Source organism: Sphaerisporangium rhizosphaerae, assembly GCF_042665155.1.
Classification (GTDB): Bacteria; Actinomycetota; Actinomycetes; order Streptosporangiales; family Streptosporangiaceae; genus Sphaerisporangium; species Sphaerisporangium rhizosphaerae.
Map to the genome: position 1 here is coordinate 12,887 of NZ_JBHTCG010000045.1, position 14,927 is coordinate 27,813.

15 protein-coding genes are annotated in these 14,927 nt (G+C 73.0%); 2 read left to right on the forward strand and 13 right to left on the reverse strand.

Going from position 1 to position 14,927, the window contains the following annotated elements; all coding sequences use genetic code 11:
- Positions 1 to 209: 209 nt before the first annotated feature.
- From ruvB to ACFQSB_RS36940, 12 genes are all read right to left on the reverse strand, one after another.
- Positions 210 to 1,268 carry a Holliday junction branch migration DNA helicase RuvB gene (gene ruvB / locus ACFQSB_RS36885; RefSeq protein WP_354923680.1) on the reverse strand — a complete coding sequence of 353 codons (1,059 nt, stop codon included), beginning with the start codon at positions 1,266 to 1,268 and terminating at the stop codon, positions 210 to 212.
- A gap of 195 nt (positions 1,269 to 1,463) precedes the next feature.
- Positions 1,464 to 2,084 (reverse strand): Holliday junction branch migration protein RuvA, encoded by a 621-nt coding sequence (gene ruvA, locus ACFQSB_RS36890; protein WP_354847832.1) that lies wholly within the window; start codon positions 2,082 to 2,084, stop codon positions 1,464 to 1,466.
- Positions 2,081 to 2,686, reverse strand: a complete 606-nt coding sequence (gene ruvC, locus ACFQSB_RS36895) for a crossover junction endodeoxyribonuclease RuvC (RefSeq protein ID WP_380831779.1) — start codon at positions 2,684 to 2,686, stop codon at positions 2,081 to 2,083. The genes ruvA and ruvC overlap by 4 nt, the downstream gene beginning before the upstream one ends.
- 142 nt (positions 2,687 to 2,828) lie before the next feature.
- Positions 2,829 to 3,992: a GNAT family N-acetyltransferase gene (locus tag ACFQSB_RS36900; RefSeq protein ID WP_380831731.1), complete on the reverse strand. Its 1,164-nt coding sequence runs from the start codon at positions 3,990 to 3,992 to the stop codon at positions 2,829 to 2,831.
- Between the two features lie 77 nt (positions 3,993 to 4,069).
- Complete coding sequence (locus ACFQSB_RS36905; RefSeq protein WP_354847827.1) at positions 4,070 to 4,819, reverse strand: YebC/PmpR family DNA-binding transcriptional regulator; 750 nt, start codon at positions 4,817 to 4,819, stop codon at positions 4,070 to 4,072.
- A 3-nt stretch (positions 4,820 to 4,822) separates the two neighbouring features.
- Positions 4,823 to 5,413 (reverse strand): pyridoxal 5'-phosphate synthase glutaminase subunit PdxT, encoded by a 591-nt coding sequence (gene pdxT / locus ACFQSB_RS36910; RefSeq protein WP_380831733.1) that lies wholly within the window; start codon positions 5,411 to 5,413, stop codon positions 4,823 to 4,825.
- Positions 5,414 to 5,546: 133 nt separating this feature from the next.
- Positions 5,547 to 7,055 carry an alkaline phosphatase D family protein gene (locus ACFQSB_RS36915; protein ID WP_380831735.1) on the reverse strand — a complete coding sequence of 503 codons (1,509 nt, stop codon included), beginning with the start codon at positions 7,053 to 7,055 and terminating at the stop codon, positions 5,547 to 5,549.
- A gap of 199 nt (positions 7,056 to 7,254) precedes the next feature.
- Complete coding sequence (gene pdxS / locus ACFQSB_RS36920; protein ID WP_354923688.1) at positions 7,255 to 8,172, reverse strand: pyridoxal 5'-phosphate synthase lyase subunit PdxS; 918 nt, start codon at positions 8,170 to 8,172, stop codon at positions 7,255 to 7,257.
- Between the two features lie 139 nt (positions 8,173 to 8,311).
- Positions 8,312 to 9,334, reverse strand: a complete 1,023-nt coding sequence (locus ACFQSB_RS36925) for a DUF3048 domain-containing protein (protein ID WP_380831737.1) — start codon at positions 9,332 to 9,334, stop codon at positions 8,312 to 8,314.
- 213 nt (positions 9,335 to 9,547) lie between these two features.
- A complete protein-coding gene (locus ACFQSB_RS36930) occupies positions 9,548 to 10,606 on the reverse strand; it encodes a hypothetical protein (RefSeq protein WP_380831739.1) in 1,059 nt (352 codons plus the stop codon).
- Positions 10,603 to 11,151 carry an RNA polymerase sigma factor gene (locus ACFQSB_RS36935; protein WP_380831741.1) on the reverse strand — a complete coding sequence of 183 codons (549 nt, stop codon included), beginning with the start codon at positions 11,149 to 11,151 and terminating at the stop codon, positions 10,603 to 10,605. Before ACFQSB_RS36935 ends, ACFQSB_RS36930 begins: the two co-directional genes overlap by 4 nt.
- Before the next feature lie 170 nt (positions 11,152 to 11,321).
- Positions 11,322 to 11,954 carry a TetR/AcrR family transcriptional regulator gene (locus ACFQSB_RS36940; RefSeq protein WP_380831746.1) on the reverse strand — a complete coding sequence of 211 codons (633 nt, stop codon included), beginning with the start codon at positions 11,952 to 11,954 and terminating at the stop codon, positions 11,322 to 11,324.
- 60 nt (positions 11,955 to 12,014) lie between these two features.
- Between ACFQSB_RS36940 and ACFQSB_RS36945 the strand changes: the two genes are divergently transcribed.
- Positions 12,015 to 12,359 (forward strand): hypothetical protein, encoded by a 345-nt coding sequence (locus ACFQSB_RS36945; protein ID WP_380831748.1) that lies wholly within the window; start codon positions 12,015 to 12,017, stop codon positions 12,357 to 12,359.
- 47 nt (positions 12,360 to 12,406) lie between these two features.
- Here ACFQSB_RS36945 and ACFQSB_RS36950 read toward each other — a convergent pair whose 3' ends face one another.
- The gene (locus tag ACFQSB_RS36950) at positions 12,407 to 13,783 is read right to left on the reverse strand and encodes a helix-turn-helix domain-containing protein (RefSeq protein WP_380831750.1); all 1,377 of its coding nucleotides are present in this window, start codon (positions 13,781 to 13,783) and stop codon (positions 12,407 to 12,409) included.
- A gap of 256 nt (positions 13,784 to 14,039) precedes the next feature.
- On the opposite strand from ACFQSB_RS36950, the gene ACFQSB_RS36955 reads away from it, so the two are divergent.
- Positions 14,040 to 14,897, forward strand: coding sequence for an ATP-binding protein (locus tag ACFQSB_RS36955; protein ID WP_380831752.1), 858 nt, complete (start codon positions 14,040 to 14,042; stop codon positions 14,895 to 14,897).
- The last annotated feature ends 30 nt before the right edge of the window (positions 14,898 to 14,927 follow it).

A 14,927-nucleotide genomic window follows, 5' to 3' on the forward strand; every position in this document is an offset into this window, starting at 1 on the left:
TGAAACTTTCAGTGCCCGCGCCGCCATGCTGCGACGGCATCCCCGAACAGCCCGAATGATCCGGCGTATCCCCCCAAACATGTGCACAGCTCGCAAGCAGCACCGCGGCCTCTGTCAACCTCCCAGTCAGAACGCGCGCGGGCCGTCACCTGCCACCGCCCCGCGCCGGGCGCCCGAGGCCGGCCTCCCCCGGCTCGGCCCTGCCTCGCTCAGGAGGCACCGGGGTCCTCGAACAGGACCGGCTGGGCCGCCGCGCCGAAGGCGTCCGGCGGGGGGACCATGCCGAGGTGCGTCCAGGCCGAGGCCGTGGCCACCCGGCCGCGCGGCGTGCGCGCGATCAGGCCCTGGCGCACCAGGAACGGCTCGGCGACGACCTCGACCGTCTCGGGCTCCTCCCCCACCGCCACGGCCAGCGTCGACAGCCCCACCGGACCGCCGCCGAACTTGCGCAGCAGCGCGCCCAGAACGGCGCGGTCGAGCCGGTCGAGCCCTTCGGCGTCCACCTCGTACAGGTTCAGCGCGGCCGAGGCGGTGTCCCTGGTGATCACGCCGTCGGCGCGGACCTCGGCGAAGTCGCGCACCCGCCGCAGCAGGCGGTTGGCGATGCGGGGCGTGCCCCTGGACCTGCGGGCGATCTCGTGCGCGCCCTCGTCGGGGAGCTCCAGCCCGAGCAACCGTGCCGAACGGCGCAGCACCTGTTCGAGCTCGGCCACGTCGTAGAAGTCCATGTGGGCGACGAAGCCGAACCGGTCGCGCAGCGGAGCGGGCAGCAGCCCAGCGCGGGTCGTGGCCCCGACCAGGGTGAAGGGGGCGATCTCCAGCGGGATCGCCGTGGCCCCCGGGCCCTTGCCCACGACGATGTCGACCCGGAAGTCCTCCATGGCGAGGTAGAGCATCTCCTCGGCGGGGCGGGCCATGCGGTGGATCTCGTCGATGAACAGCACCTCGCCCTCGGACAAGGTGGACAGGATCGCCGCGAGGTCCCCCGCGCGCTCCAGGGCGGGGCCGGAGGTCAGCCGCAGGGGCATGCCCAGCTCGGCCGCGATGATCATGGCGAGGGTGGTCTTGCCGAGCCCCGGCGAACCGCTCATCAGGACGTGGTCGGGCGGCCGGCTTCGGCGCAGCGCGCTTTCGAGCACCAGCGACAGCTGCTCGCGCACCCGGCCCTGGCCGATGAACTCGCCGAGGCGCTTGGGGCGCAGCGCCGACTCGACGGCCTGCTCGTCGCCCTCGGCGTCGGGGGACACCAGGTCACGCTCAAGGCTCACCGCAGGGCCTCCGTCACATGAGTAGGGCTCACCGGCAGCGCTTCCGTCACATGAGTAGGGCTCACCGCAGGGCCTCCGTCACAGGGGCTCGGCTCACGCGGCGGGGCCCGCCCGCGAGGTCGATGCTCGCCGCCACGGGCCGGGACGTCCACCCCCCGGCGGGCGCGCCGGCGCCGCCGATCGCCTGAACGGCGCTCATCGCACGCTCAGGGCCCGCAGGGCGGCCTTCAGCAGGGCGGCGACCGCGGGGGTGCGCCCGGCGGCCAGCTCGGCGTCGGCCTCGGGGGACACGATGGAGATCGCCTCGTCGGCGTCCTTGGCGGAGTAGCCCAGCCCGACCAGGCCGGCGTGCACCTGCTCGCGCCAGGCAGGCTTGCTCGCCTTGCCGTTCAGCGCCGCGGCGACGGCCGCGTCCGGGGTGCCGAGCTTGTCCTTCAGCTCCAGGATGATGCGCTGCGCCCCCTTCTGGCCGATGCCGGGGACCATGGTGAGCGCCTTGACGTCGGCCCCGGCCACCGCGACCCGCAGGGCGTTCGGCGCGTGGACGGCGAGCATGGCAAGGGCGAGCCGCGGGCCGACCCCCGAGGCGGTCTGGAGCATCTCGAACACCACGCGCTCGTCGTCGGAGCCGAAGCCGTAAAGAGTGAGCGACTCCTCGCGGACCACCAGCGAGGTGGCCAGGCGGGCCTGCTCGCCCACCCGCAGCCCCGCCAGCGTGCCGGGAGTGCAGTGGACCAGGACGCCGACGCCGCCCACCTCGACCACCGCGGAGTCGGGGGCGAGCGCGGCGACGCGGCCGGAGACCGAAGCGATCACTGGCCGACTCCTTTCGCGGGAAGGCCGGAGGGCGGCGCCGCGGCGGGCCTGGCGCCGCGCGGGCCCGCCGACGGCGGGCGCGTGCCGGTGGATCTGGCCTTTGCGAGGGCGTCGGCGAGGCGGTTCTGGGCGCCGCCGCGCCAGATGTGGCAGATGGCCAGGGCCAGCGCGTCGGCGGCGTCGGCGGGCTTGGGCATGGCGTCGAGCCGCAGCAGCCGGGTGACCATGGTGCCGACCTGCGCCTTGTCGGCGTTGCCGAACCCGGTGATGGCGGCCTTGACCTCGGAGGGGGTGTGCAGGGCGACCGGCAGCCCCCGGCGGGCGGCGCAGACGATCGCCACGGCGGAGGCCTGGGCCGTGCCCATGACCGTGCGCAGGTTGCTCTGGCTGAAGACCCGCTCGACCGCGACGGCGTCCGGCTTGATCTCGTCCAGCCAGCGTTCGATCTCGGCCTCGATGGCCACCAGGCGCTCGCCGATGCCCTCGTCGGCCGGGGTGCGGGCGACGCCGACCTTGACCAGCGACAACGGGGCGCCGGCCCGCCCCTCGACGGCGCCGAGACCGCATCGGGTCAGCCCGGGATCGACCCCCAGCACCCGCAGCTCAGGCAGCCGCACCCGCACGCCTCCAACCTCGCCGAACACCTGTTCGGAGGAACTGTACCGGCATCGGCGGCCCCGCGCACGCACCGGCCGCGCCGCCGTGTCCCGTCCCCGCACGGTGGCAGAGGCGCCGAGGCCGGGGTCAGAAGTAGTCGATCATGTAGGGCTTGGCGGCGAAGACGGCGCCGAGCCGGTCGTCGCCGGCCGGGGTGCCGCCGGTGAGCAGCCCGGCGCGGCGCAGGGTGCTGGTCTGGACGCCCGCGAACAGGGCCGACATGCCGCCGATGGTGAGGCGGGCCACCTCGTCCCCGGCGGGGCCCTCGGCGGGGGTGGCCGTGCCGGCTCCGTCGTGGACGCGCAGCCGCCAGGCCCCGGAGTTGGACGGGCGCATGCGGTCCTCGACTCGGACGACGGTGTCGAGGCCGGTCCCGGCCGGGTAGCCGCGGGCGGCGACGGCGGCCGGCAGGTCGATGAGGCGGAGCATCCAGCGGGTCTGCTCGACCGAGTCGCGTGAGCGCTCGCGCAGCAGCCACAGCATCGGGTCGTCCGGCTCGACGCTGGCCCTCACCGTGGCGGCGACCGAGGAGGCCGTGCCGACCAGGGACCACAGCGCTCTGGCCGTCGCCTCCGAGCCGGCCACCAGGTTCTTCACCTCGATGTTCCCCTGGTGCCAGCGGTAGACGACGTAGCCGTCCTCGGCGAGGTAGGCGAAGTCGTCCTCATCGGCCAGCCACCGGCGGGCGGCGGACTCCTCCCACCCCAGCGGCCCGCAGGCGCGCGTGGAGGCGTAGACGCGTGCCATCGTGGCGAGCAGCTCGGGGGCGTCGCCGGGGCCCATCCTGCGCAGCTTCACGCCGTCGCGGGCCCCGAGGGCGCGCAGCGCCTCGGTGGGGACGGTGACGCGGCTGCGCGCGCCGGCGTGCTCGTAGCCGGCGCCGCGGTACACCGGGGTGGTGGCGGGGTACAGCGCCGAGATCGCGTGGCCGAGGTCGGCGCAGCGGTCGACGGTGGCCTGGATGAGCAGGCGTCCGACGCCGCGGCCGCGGTCCTCGGGGGCGACGGTGACGCTGGCGACCCCGCCCATCGAGACGGGCCGGCCGTGCCACCACTGGTCGAAGCGGATGATCCTGCTGGTGGCGACCAGGCGCGCGCCGTCGAAGACGCCGAGGTAACGGCCGTCGCCCAGGGCGGCGGTCGCCATGGCGCGCCACTGCTCGGCGCTGCCGGGCGGAATGGGGCCGAAGGCGCGTATGCGGTTGTCGAGCACGGCGCCGAGGTCGCCGACCGTCACGTCACGAATTTCCACAACCGCCCAACCTAGGGCCCCGCCCCGACCAGGTCGAACCGTTTTCCATCCCAGTCGGCGGCCCGGCCGGACCGGCGTCAGTCGAGCTTGGCCAGCACGTCGTCGGAGACGTCGAAGTTGGCGTAGACGTTCTGGACGTCGTCGCTGTCCTCCAGGGCGTCGATGAGGCGGAAGACCTTGCGGGCCGAATCCTCGTCCAGGGGCACGCTCAGCGTCGGCATGAAGCTGCTCTCGGCGGAGTCGTAGTCGATGCCGGCGTCCTGCAGGGCCTTGCGGACCGGGACCAGGTCGCCGGCCTCGGAGACGACCTCGAAGGAGTCGCCGAGGTCGTTGACCTCCTCGGCGCCGGCGTCCAGGACGGCGACCAGCACGTCGTCCTCGCTGAGGCCGCCCTTGGGCACGATGACGACGCCCTTGCGGTTGAACATGTAGGACACCGAGCCGGGGTCGGCCATGGAGCCGCCGTTGCGGGTCATGGCGACGCGGACCTCGGAGGCCGCGCGGTTGCGGTTGTCGGTGAGGCACTCGACCAGCACCGCGACGCCGCCCGGCGCGTAGCCCTCGTACATGATCGTCTGGTACTCGGCGCCGCCCGCCTCCAGGCCGCCGCCGCGCTTGCGGGCGCGCTCGATGTTGTCGACGGGCACCGAGCTCTTGCGCGCCTTCTGGATGGCGTCGTACAGCGTCGGGTTGCCGTCCGGGTCAGGACCACCGGTACGGGCCGCCACCTCGACGTTCTTGATGAGCTTCGCGAAGAGCTTGCCGCGCTTGGCGTCGATCACGGCCTTCTTGTGCTTCGTCGTCGCCCATTTGGAGTGGCCGGACATCGGCTAGAGCTCCCTCACCATCTCGACAAAATACGAATGAACCCGCGTGTCCCCGGTCAGCTCGGGATGGAAGGACGTCGCGAGCAGAGGTCCCTGCCGGACCGCGACGATCCTATCCCCAGGCTCGGCCCGTCCCAGCACCTCGACATCCGCGCCGACGGACTCGACCCACGGAGCCCGGATGAAGACGGCGCGCAGCCGACCGCGTCCGGCGAAATCCAAGGATGCCTCAAAAGAGTCGACCTGGCGGCCGAAGGCGTTGCGACGCACGACCATGTCGATGCCGCCGAGGGTCTGCTGGCCCTCGACGCCGCCCTCGATGCGGTCGGCCAGCATGATCATCCCGGCGCAGGAGCCGTAGGTCGGCATGCCGGACTTGACGCGCATGCGCAGCGGTTCGAGCAGCTCGAACGCTTCGGCGAGCTTCCACATGGTCGTGGACTCGCCGCCCGGGAGCACCAGCGCGTCGACCGCCTCCAGCTCGGCCTGGCGGCGAACGGCCACGGCTCTGGCGCCGGAGGCCGAAAGGGCCCGGACGTGTTCACGCACGTCGCCCTGGAGGGCGAGCACGCCGATCGTCGGCGCAGAGGTCACCGGTCTTCCTCCCCGTTCGGTCCGTTGGTGGTGGCGCGGATGTCGTTCCCGACCGCCGAAGCGTACGGCCAAGCGGAACAACGTCCCAAACGGGCCCGGACTTCCCGGAGCGGGGCCGAGGCCGGCGGCCGGGTCAGGCCTGGCGGACCAGGCCGGGGATCCGGTCGGCGACGGTGAAGCCGGCGGCCAAGAGGGCCGGGGCGCCGGGGGTGTTCACGTACTTGACGATCTTGAACTCGGCCCTGACCTCGGCGGGCTCCACCTTGAGCAGCAGGTAACCGCGGCGGCGCAGATGGAACCGCAGGTGGGGGTTGGTGTCCAGCAGGGCGTCTCTGGCGCGGTCGTGGTCGTGGCCGTTGCCGCCGCTGCTGACCGAGGTCACGGCCAGCTCGGTGCCGATCAGGGGCGAGTCCTCGTCGTCGTAGTCCAGGGCGAGGTCGCCGGCCCAGTGGGAGTGCACGTCACCGGTCAGCACGATGGCGTTGCGCGTGCCGGCCTCCAGCCAGCCGCGGGTGACCCTGGTGCGCGAGGCGGTGTAACCGTCCCATGCGTCCTGCCGCACGACCCTCTCGGGGCCGGGGTACTTGGTCCGCTGGCCGAAGAAGACCTGCTGGCCGATGATGTCCCACCGCGCCCTGGACTCGCGGAAGCCCTCCAGCAGCCATCGTTCCTGGGCTTTCCCGGTGATCGTGCGGCCGGGGTCGTCGGCCTTGGGGCACTCGGCGAAGCCGGAGCCGCACAACGGCCGGTCGCGGTACTGGCGGGTGTCGAGCAGGTGCAGGGTGGCCAGGCTTCCCCAGTGCAGGCGGCGGAACAGGTGGATCGCCGCCCCCTTCGGGATCGACGCGCGGCGCAGCGGCATGTGCTCGTAGTAGGCGCGGAAGGCGGCCGCGCGCCGCGCGGCGGGCAACCGGCTCGTCCAGTTGTTGCGCACCTCGTGGTCGTCCATGATCGGCACCCAGGGCGCCGCCGCGTGGGCGGCCCGCAGGTCGGGGTCGGTCTTGTAGAGGGCGTGCCTGCGGCGGTAGTCGGCCAGGCTGGTGGCCTCGCCGCCCTCGTGGTCGCGCACGTTGCCGCCGGGGCACGGCGCCTGGCCCTTGCCGTGCTCGTAGATGTAGTCACCAAGGTGCAGCACCATGTGCGGGCGCTCCTCGGCGACCCTGGTGTAAGCGGTGAAGTGCCCGTGCTGGTAGTTGGCGCAGGAGGTCACCGCGAGGGTGAGCGAGGCGGCGGGCGCGCCGGCGGGGGGCGCGGTCACCGCGCGGCCGGTCGGCGAGATGTAGGGGCCGGCCTTGAAGCGGTACCAGTAGTCGCGGCCCGGCTCCAGCCCGCCGACCTCGGCGTGCACGGCGTGGGCCCATTCGCGCACGGCGTTCTCGCTGCCGCGCCGCACGACGCGGGCGCAGGCGGGGTCGGTGGCGACCTCCCAGTACACCGGCACCGGGGCCGCCGGCATGCCGCCGTACCCGTCCTCGGCGAGCGGGGCCGGCGCCAGGCGGGTCCACAGGACGAAGCCGTCGGGCGCGGGATCGCCGGAGGCGACGCCGAGCGTGAAGGGCTCGCCGTAGGGAGCGCTCAGGGGTGGCACCCCCGGCACTCCGGCTATGAGCCCCATCACGAGGAACGATCGCCTGTCGATCACATGACGATCATCAACTATGCCCAGCAAACGCCAGGTATAGCCATACCCAGGTCAGAGCGGATATTTCCGGACGATCAACGCGCCTCGACCGTTCAGGGCGCCCGTCTCGGCCGACATGTCACGATTCCAGGCGACAAATCGCCATGTAAGCCACACACCGTCCCGATGGCCGCGATAGGGCACCGGGACGGCGGGAAGATCACCAGCCGCGCGTGGCCAGGCGCTCGCTGTCGGGCAGCGTGGCGACGTTGATGCCGACCATGGCCTCGCCGAGCCCGCGGGAGACCTTGGCGATGACGTCGGGGTCGTCGTAGAAGGTGGTGGCCTTGACGATCGCCGCCGCCCGCTTGGCCGGGTCGCCGGACTTGAAGATGCCCGAGCCGACGAACACGCCTTCGGCGCCGAGCTGCATCATCATGGCGGCGTCCGCCGGGGTGGCGATGCCGCCGGCGGTGAACAGCACCACGGGCAGCTTGCCGGTCTTGGCGATCTCGGCGACCAGCTCGTAGGGCGCGCGCAGCTCCTTGGCGGCGGCGTAGAGCTCGGCCTCGTCCAGGGCGCCCAGGCGCTTGATGTCGCCGCGGATCTGCCGCATGTGGCGGGTGGCCTCCACGACGTTGCCGGTGCCGGCCTCGCCCTTGGAGCGGATCATCGCGGCGCCCTCGGCGATGCGGCGCAGGGCCTCGCCCAGGTTGGTCGCCCCGCAGACGAAGGGCACCGTGAAGGCCCACTTGTCGATGTGGTTGGCCTCGTCGGCGGGGGTGAGCACCTCGGACTCGTCGACGTAGTCGACGCCGATGGCCTGCAGGACCTGGGCCTCGACGAAGTGGCCGATGCGGGCCTTGGCCATGACGGGGATCGAGACGGCGGCGATGATGCCGTCGATCATGTCGGGGTCGCTCATGCGCGAGACGCCGCCCTCGGCCCGGATGTCGGCGGGCACGCGCTCGAGGGCCATGACGGCGACGGCCCCGGCGTCCTCGGCGATCTTGGCCTGCTCCGCGGTGACGACGTCCATGATCACACCGCCCTTGAGCATCTCGGCCATGCCGCGCTTCACGCGGGCGGTGCCGGTGACGGCGGTGGTCTCGGCGACTTCGGGGGTGCTGCTGGACACGGTCTTACCTCACGAGCGTGACGACGGGTTCCCGTCCCATGGTAGGCGCTGATCAGCCCGGCGCTCGCCGTCCGGATCGTCGCAACTCCACGGGCGCTTTGGACATGTTGTACGGGTACGACGATCCGTGGCCCCCGGATCAGGGCTGCACGGGCTTGGGCGCCGCCAGGACGATCCACACCTGGCCGGGGCTGAGGTTCATCGGCTCGCCGCCCTCGGTGGTGAACGTGGCGCCCTCCTTCTCCGAGGAGCGCGACCATTCCGCCTTGTAGGCCTTGCCGTCGCGCAGGACGACCGCCTTGCCGGTCCCGGTGGTGTGGATGAGAGGGGTGTAGCTGCCGGTGAAGTCGTGGAACTGCGAGCGGGTGGTCTTGGCGTACTGGACGACGATGGTGGGGGCGCCGAGCTGACCGCCCTCGGCCGCCATGTCCTTCTTGCCGTCCTGCGTCACCAGCCAGCGCTTCTGGGAGGCCGCCCAGGTGAAGGTGAAGGTCGCCGCCGGATATCTCACGGTGAACGACTTCTTGGGGGTGCCGCCCTCCGGGGCGTCGCCGAAGGTGAGGCCGATGTCGCGCGCCTTGGTGGCCTTGGGCGCCTTCGCCAGCAGCTTCCTGGTGTCGGCGAACAGGTTGTAGGGGGCGACGCGGCCGGGCTGGCGGAAGTAGGCGCCCGGCGCGGCGCTGTCGGAGACGTCGTACAGCGACGCCTGCTGGACCAGCGGCACCATCTTGCTCTGCACGCCCGAGTAGGCCAGGGCGGGCTTGCCGAACATCGGCAGCAGGTGAAGGTCGGAGATGCGGGCGCTGCGCACCGGGCCGACCTTGGCGGGGATCTTGGAGGAGAAGACCGCCATGAGGCGGGTCAGGCCGCCCTCGACCTGCTCGACGAACACCAGGTCGGCGCTGCGCAGCCCGAGCTGCGGCTTGCCCGAGGAGGTGTTCTCGATCTTCACGGCGAGCACCGGCCGGCGCCCCGCCACCGGCTGCCCGGTGAACGGGTGCTCCGGCGGCGGGGTCGGGGAGGCGGAGGCCGAGGCCACCGGCTCCGCGCCCTGCGACGCGGGCGCCGCGCCGCCGCCGCCGCCGGAAGAGGAGCACGCCACGGCGGGCACCAGAACGGCCGTCCCCGCCAACGCGATGCCAATCACCCGTTTTGCTGGCACAGCTGCGGCTCCTCCCGATTCGTCGCGAAACGCCACGAAGCTTACCGACGGAGGCCCCTGCGAATACGCAAGATCGGTCGTATCCCCCGAATAGAGGGCAAGTCGTTGCCAGGACTTGCCGCAATCCCTACCAAGGACGCCCTCCTACGGCCTGCCCACCCCGCACGATGGGCGCCTCCGGCACCGCCGGGACCTGCTCGGCCGGGCCCTCTGTCAACCCGAGGCAGGTGGTGGGGCGCTCCCGTTGTAGAAGGGATTCTCGGGCAGGCGCCCGGGCGTGACCAGCAGCCGGACCACCCCGGCCTTCACCTGCCAGGCGTTCCACACCGTCCAGCCCCCGCCCACCCGGTCCGCGGGCAGCGGCTCGAAGGACAGGCCGCCGGTCTTCGGGTCGATGCGGATGAGGCTGAACACCGCCGACAAATCGCGCTTACGCGCCTCGGCGAGGATCTCCCTGACCGGGCGGCCGTCCCGCAGGCGCACCCCGTGGAACATCCCCCCCGGCGCCAGGGCCGCGTCGAAGTTGGCGTACTCCTCCCCCGGCCTGGCCTGGCGGCCGATCCGGACGTCCACCCTCCCGGTCAGCCCGGCCGGGACCCGGATCACCATGACGCAGCCGGCGGACCGTCCGGGCTCGCACCCCCGGGGATCGGTTCCCAGCGTCAGCGGGACGCCGCCGAACCGGGGGCCGGAGGGATCCGGCGTGGCCTGCCGGTCGGGAGCCTGCTTCGACCCGATCACCATGCCGAGGATCGTCCCCTCGTATCCCGGAGAGACCGGCACCGGGCGCAGTTCGACCCGCAGGCCGACCGCCCGGAACGCCTCGGTGTACAGGGCGTACTCGGCGAACGGGTCCTTGATGCGGGCGACGTACTGGTCACCGTCCCGTCTGATGTCCACCGCCGCGTTGGCGTAGGACACCGCGACACCGCCGCCGTCCCGCACCAGGCTCGGCCCCACGACGACGCCCGTCGCGAGCAGGGCCGCGGCGGTGAGGCCGAGCGCCAGGCGACGGGGGCCGAGCAGGAGGGACCGGCGCCGCGGCCCGGCCAAGGACCCGGCCGAGGGGGCGCCTGGGCTCCCTGCGGCCACCGCCTCCGGCCGCGCGACGACCGTGTCCGGCCCAGGAACCGCCGACGCGTCGCTCCGCCGGCCCGTGATGGAGGCCAGCAGCGCCTGCGCCCCCGCGCCGGACCCCCCGCTTCCCTTTCTTCCGGGCTCCACCCGGGCCAGCGGCCGCAGCAACCGGCTGATCTCTTCCGCGTCGTTCACAGCGGCCTCCCCGCCGGGATCATCCGGCTGCCCGTCGTCAGGTGGACATCGGCCGCGCTCAGCGCGGCGGCGAAGCGTCTGCGCGCGCGGTGCAGCCTGACGCGCACCGCGTTGCGCGACACTCCGAGCATCGTGGCGATCTCGTCCCGGCCGAGCCCTTCCCAGGCGACCAGCGACAGCAGTTCGCGATCGTCGTCCGGCATGCTCCGGAACACCGCCGCGACCGCCCTCAGCTCGGCGCCGGCCTCCGGCGGATCGCCGTAGAGATCGGCCATCTCGGCGTCGAGCTCCACGTCGCGCATCCGCCGGCGGACCGACTTGCGGCGCTGGTCGGCCAGCACCCTGCGCGCCACGCCGTACAGCCAGAGCCTGGCCTCTCCGCCTCGCGGCAGGTCGGCCAGCTTGCGCCAGGCGATCGCGAAGGTCTCGGCCACGACGTCCGCCGCGTCCTGCGGCGAGTCGCAGCGCCGCACCGCGTAGGCCGTGATCTGGTCGTAGCACTCCCTGTAGACGGCCTCGAACCGGGCCACCTCGTCATCATCCACGCGCCGTCCTCATGGGCGTCTCCTTCGTCAGTACCGGATGCGGACATCCCGTACATGGCGCGAGCGGACCCATCATTTCCGGCGAGCTACGCCAGGACGGCGGTCATGGTGCGCCGGCCGCCTGGCACCGCAGGCTCGCCATCCGCTACGAGGCCGGCCGCCACATCGCCTTATCGACGACCGGCCGCCGACCTCGCCTCGCGACCGGCCCTCGGTGGCGGGCACACGTCGTCCAGCGCGGCGCGGAGGATCGCGTGGGCGTTCGCGCGCAGCATCTCGGCCGCGTCCTCCCGGGTCAGGCCCGCCACGTCGATCAGCCACACCAGGGCCTCGATTCCGGTGGCGGCGCGGATCGCGATCGCGAGCCGCCGGGTGTCGAGGTGCGGCCGCAGCGGGACCAGGGCGTCTTCGATCCAGCCGATCGCCCGGCCCTGGCGGAGGGTCGGGCTCGGCGCGCCGGGCTGGAGCGCCAGGCGCAGCGAGGCGCGCAGTTGCGGCTCCCACTCCAGGGTGAGGCGGATGAACTCCCGGATCGCGAGGTCCAGGCGGGCGGCCGGGGCGTCCGGGGCGTCGTCGGGCAGGAGCGAGGACCGGCCGGTCTCGGGATGGGCGGCGGCCACCAGGGCCGACTGATTGGGGAAGTACCGATAAGCCGTGGTCCGGGAGATGCCGGAGGCGGCCGCGGCCTCCTCGACGCTCGGCTCGTGCCCGTCGGCGAGGAGGCGGCGGGCGGCGTCGAGGAGTTCGCGGCGGGTGCGCGCCTTCTGGCCGGTGCGGCCGGTCGCCTCGTAGGGGACTTCCATTCGTTCACGGTACTACGTATCCTTCATGGTACTTGTATCCCATGAAGGGCCGGAGGTCCCATGAGCATGGATCCAGCCGTCACCGACCCCGCCCTCTACAGCGTGATCTTCGAGAACGAACGCGTCAGGGTGCTGGAATACCGGGACCGTCCGGGCGACAAGACCTCCCCGCATTCCCACCCCGACACCGTCATGTATCCGCTCGCGTCGTTCCGCCGCCGTGTCTCCAGCGGCGACCGCGCCGTGGAGGTCGCGCTGGAGCCCGGTGCGATCCGGTGGGTCGCCGCCCAGACCCACCAGGGCGAGAACATCGGCGACACCCCGTCGCACGCGCTGTTCATCGAGCTCAAGGAGCCCGCCCCCGCCCCCGCCCCGGGCACCGCGCTCGGCCCGGAGGAAGGCTAGGACGATTTCACCGCCATCCGCCCTACTACGCGTCGCCCGGGCTCCCGTCAGGCGGTGAGCTCGGCGGCCAGGTGGGCGCGGAACTCCTTGACATGGACGGTGTCGGCGTAGGGGTCGAGGCGGTCGGAGAACTGCCTGACGCGCTCGACGGCCCGGACGGAGGTCAGCGACCGGGCCGCCGGAATCGCCTTCCGGGCCATATCGACGGCCCGCTCGACCTCTCCCATGCTCAGGTAGGCGTCGGCGGCGTTCACCCGGTTCAGCTGCGCCGAGCGTGGCCGGGCCTCCGCGAACTCGCGTACCGCCAGCTCGGCGCAATCGGCTGCCCGCTCGTGCTCGCCCAGCAGTTCCCAGCACATGCCCGCACGGGCGATCAGTTCCGGCTCGTCGTTCCAGGTGGCCCAGGCCGGGTCGCGGTCGCTCCGGCCCCGGGCGTGGACACGCTCGGCCTCGGCGAGCTTCAACTGGACGGTGCGTGCGCCATGTCCGTCCCGGCTCTCGCCAGGCCGGGTCCGCAGTGCCGTCGCCCAAGCCTCCTCGACCAGCAGCATCGCCGCCACCCACGGCGGCGCGTCCACGCGCCGGGCGGCTTCCACGGCGGCCCCGGTCAGCCAGACGGCCTGCGCCGAATGCCGCAGGTACAAGGCCTGATGGGTCATGCCCTCCAGGATGAGGGAGCCGATCATCGGGTCGCTGCCCAGTTTCGCCAGCTTGAGGGCCTGCCCGAAGTACTGCTGTGCCTGCCCATGACGGTGCAGGTCGAACGCGGTCCACCCGGCCATCCCCGTGAGCCCGGCGGCGGCCGACATGAGGGCGGCGCCGACCTTCTCGGTGTAGCGGCCGCGGAGCAAGGGGTGGACCACGGTGCCGAGGTAGTCGACCACGGCGGGCCGGACCAGGCCGGCGCCGAACCGATGGTCCATCTCCCCGAACGCCTGCGTAGCTTCCTCGATGCGCTGGACGTCCGACAGGCCCACGGAGGGGCCGGAGCCGTCGTGGACGGCGGAGGCGACCGGGGCGCCGTAGCTCCAGGCCGACAGCCAGCTGCCGAGGGCCGCGGGCACGAAGGGCAGGGCGGCGAGCACATGACGGCGATCGGGGTCCATGTCGCACCTCCACAGGCGTCCGGCGGCCTCGACCGTAGCCGCGAGCGACAGGTCGCTGAAGTCCGGGCGGAGCCAGGCTTCCGTATCGACCGGGGCACCGCCTTCGATCCACCGCTCGACCTCGGCCGGGTCCACCGCGAACACCTCGGCCATCCGCGCCCGGTACACCGGCCGGATCGCCTGCCTGCCGCGCTCCCAGCGGCTCCAGGTGGTCGGCGACACCCACAGCGCCTCGGCGACCTCCTCCTGGCTCATGCCCATCCGCCTGCGCGCCCGCGCCAGCTCCGGCCTTGCCGCACCACGCTTCGACCCGCCCACGACCACCTCCATGACCACGCGTAATCAGACGGCGACCCATTGTCAATAGGGACGGCACGGATTCCCGGCCCCCCGTCCGAAACGACCGGGAAACGACCACTGGGCGCGCAGACGCGCACGGCGGGCGACGGAAAGGTCCCCGGGACGCTTGGACGGCGCGGCGAACGGCGACGCCGGAGAGGGGACCTGTCGTGCGGGCGTTCGGTCGGGTCTCCTGCTGGAGCACCGTCGCCGAGAGCCGAGAAGGAGCAGCCCGATGCGGCCGATCCCCCACTGGTCAGCGGACGCACCCGGCGTCCCCTCAGGACGCCCGACGATCCCCGCCCAGAGAGACCCGGGCGCCGACGGGCGCACCGTCGCGAACCCCGTGGACGGCATGAACGCCGGTCCTCGCCCCGGGCGGTCGGCCTCGGCCGGCACCTGCTGGGGCGAGGCGCCCCGGCGCGACCGCGTCCCCGAAGGGGACGGGCACCGGGTCATGGGAGGGGACGAGCACGGACGCGTCATCGAAGGAGATGGGCTCGGAGGCGTTCGCGAGGAGACGGCGGACCGTCGTGCCGCCGAGCGGGGAGCCGGTTTCGCCGCGACCGGCGGGGCGGGCGGGGAGTTCCCGTTCGCGCTGGTGAGCGTGATGGTCGCGGTGCTCCATCCCGGTTCGGCGTGCCGCCGTGGCCGCGCCCTGGTCCGGGAGGCGCTCCAGGCCGAAGGGCTGTCCGGCGAGGAGGTGCTGGACGCCGAGACGATCGTGGCCGAGCTGGTGGCCAACGCCGAGCGGCACGGCCTGCCGCCCTACGAGCTGCGGCTCTATGAGCTCGGCGGCGTGCCGACCTGGTGCGAGGTGGTGGACGGCGACCCGGATCTCGGCTGGATCCCGGCGGTCCTGGGCCGTCGGCACGGGCGGGTGGAAATGGATCTGTTCTCCGAAGGCGGCCGGGGGCTGCTGCTGACCCGCGAGCTGTCGCAGGGCCACTGCCGCGCGTACGTCACCACGGCCTTCGCCGGCGGCGAGCCCGCCAAGGCCGTGGCCTTCGCCCTGCCGACCCGATCAGGCACCCGCCTGACCTGCCCTCCGCTGCTGCGCCACGCCCGGTCCCGGGCCCGCCTGCTGCCCTGACCGGGACCGCCGGGCTCAGGACCGCCGGGC